The sequence below is a fragment of the Mycobacterium sp. genome (assembly GCF_049673265.1).
GTDB lineage: Bacteria > Actinomycetota > Actinomycetes > Mycobacteriales > Mycobacteriaceae > Mycobacterium.
Genome location: NZ_JBATXN010000616.1, coordinates 1 through 2,221 on the forward strand (window position 1 = coordinate 1; position 2,221 = coordinate 2,221).

Here is a 2,221-nt window from a genome sequence, read left to right on the forward strand (position 1 = left end):
ATCCTGAGGGACTTTCGCGCGCACGGCGACGAGTTGTGGCAGCGGTTCAGCGTCAAAGATCCACAGCAGCACCTCTGGTACTACTGCTCACTGGTCGAGGTCTACGCCCAGCGCATCGACAACTGGATGGTCGACGAGCTTCACGAGGTTAATCGACGCGCTGGAGCAAGCGGTCAGCCAATCGGCTTAGGGTGCCATACGTTGCTCTAGCTGCTTAAGTTGCGTATCCTTCGTAAGGAGGAGCAAAGCCATGACTGAGTTTTTTGTACTGGAACCGGTCGCCGTCGATGACCAGGGCCGTCGCGTCCCGGATGATCTGCCGGTGGAGACACCCGAACGCGACAAGCTCGAGAGCGCCCTGCGCGAGTCGGGGTACGCCATCATCTCGATCGGTGCCGACGCCGCCGCACCCATCACGCCCCACAGCCCTACCGACACGACGCAATTGCGTGCTGCCGTAAAGGCGTTGGTGAATGATGCCGATGACTCGGAGGTCGATCGATTGGAGGCTGCGGCAACCGCTGAGTCAGCTGACGATCTCGACGAGCGTTTCTGGGGCCCCAGCCCTGATTCGGTGACTGCGGTGAAAGCTGTGTTCGCCGACTTGAGTGACCAGTTCGCGCAGCGACAGCAATTTGCGGCGAATGGCATCAGCAGAGATGACGCGGCAGAGCTTCTCGGCATCACTGCACAAAGCGTCACCGCCAAACTCGCTTCGCGAAAGCTTGTCGGCATCAAGCTGGGCCGCGAATGGCGGCTTCCCACTTGGCAATTCGATCCTGACGTTCCCACCGGTGTCCTACCCGATCTGGACGCTCTGCAAGCCGTATTACCGGGCGGCCCGGTAACCCTTTCGTCGTGGATGCTGAGGACTCAACCGGAGTTCGACGGACGAAACGCTTGCGAGGAGATGGTCTTTCACGGCAGTTCACCGGTCATCGAACTCGCGCGGGTATTGACCGCCACAGGATGGTAAAGAAACTCGACCTTCCGACGCGCCCGCTACCGAAGGCGCCGTTCGTGTGGTGGTGGGAGCCGCGGCCGGAGGCGACCCGCTGGCGGTGGTGCCGCGTCTATCACCAAAGCAAGCACGCATCTGATGGGGCTACTTTCCGGGGATACGGGCCGCTTGCTCGGCTCGACCACCATCACGCGGCGCACCCACCGGTAGTCGACCCGAGCGGCCGGCGAATCCTCTACGTCGGTGAAGATCTCGCGACCTCGGCCAGCGAGGTGTTCGGCGAGAGCGGCAACGCGCGGCTTTGTCCTCGCTACCGGGTCTCTATCCTCGCGCCGACACGGCGTCTGGCGATGTTTGACCTCGCGCGAAAAGGGTCAGCCATGGCGATCGGGGCCTTGCCATCGCTTGCCGACGGAAGCGAGGCTCGACCGTTGACGCAGGAGTGGGCGCGCGCCATCTATGAAGATCAGCCGGCGGGACCGGAAGCCACCGGAATTCGCTACCGGACTGGCTACAACTTCGGTTACTCGCTCGCACTATGGGATTGCGACGACGGCGTCGAAATCGTCCGCGACGCCCGCGGACGTCGCCAAGACATGGCGCTCACCGACCCGCGCGTACTACTGCGGTTGCAAGTGCAAATGAGAAAGCGCCTGATCACAATCACCACGGTGTCCTCGGATGACTGCACCGAGTGCAAAAAGGCGACCTAAGCGCTGGCAGCATGGTTCATGAGAGCCAGACGGAAGGACAAGATGGATACCTGGGATGCGATCACTGCCCGACGCAATGTGCGCCAGTACAAGCCAGAGCCGGTGTCAGACGACGACCTGAACCGTATCGCCGAGGCCGGATGGCGAGCGCCTTCGGCGAAGAACCGCCAGGCGTGGGACTTCGTGATTGTCACCGACCGGCACCAGCTGCAGGAGCTTTCCACGGTGTGGCAGGGCGCCGGCCATATCGCGAAGGCCGCAGCCGCCGTCGCCTTCGTGATCCCCGAGCCGCCGGATGAGCGCCGAAAGGTGACCGACCAGTACGACGTCGGCCAAGCGACGATGGCGATGATGATCGCGGCTACCGACCTCGGTATCGGCACCGGCCATTCGTCGGTGGGGGATCAGGAGAAGGCCCGCGCGATCCTCGGCGTCCCCGATGGCTACCTGGTGGCCTACATGCTCGGCGTCGGCTATCCGGCTGATCGCCCACTCAAGCCCATTCGCAAACCGAACCGGCGGCCCTTCGACGAGGTCGTCCATCACG

General features: G+C 62.9%; 3 protein-coding genes and 1 pseudogene. All 4 read left to right on the forward strand.

The window, feature by feature from the left end; all coding sequences use genetic code 11:
- A pseudogene (locus WBF82_RS20805) lies at positions 1 to 210 on the forward strand (hypothetical protein); the annotation flags it as partial.
- Between the two features lie 40 nt (positions 211 to 250).
- Complete coding sequence (locus WBF82_RS20810) at positions 251 to 976, forward strand: helix-turn-helix domain-containing protein (protein ID WP_424384826.1); 726 nt, start codon at positions 251 to 253, stop codon at positions 974 to 976.
- The gene (locus WBF82_RS20815) at positions 970 to 1,674 is read left to right on the forward strand and encodes an RES family NAD+ phosphorylase (RefSeq protein ID WP_424384827.1); all 705 of its coding nucleotides are present in this window, start codon (positions 970 to 972) and stop codon (positions 1,672 to 1,674) included. The genes WBF82_RS20810 and WBF82_RS20815 overlap by 7 nt, the downstream gene beginning before the upstream one ends.
- Positions 1,675 to 1,716: 42 nt before the next feature.
- The coding region (locus WBF82_RS20820) for a nitroreductase family protein (RefSeq protein WP_424384828.1) at positions 1,717 to 2,221 on the forward strand (505 nt) is incomplete at its 3' end.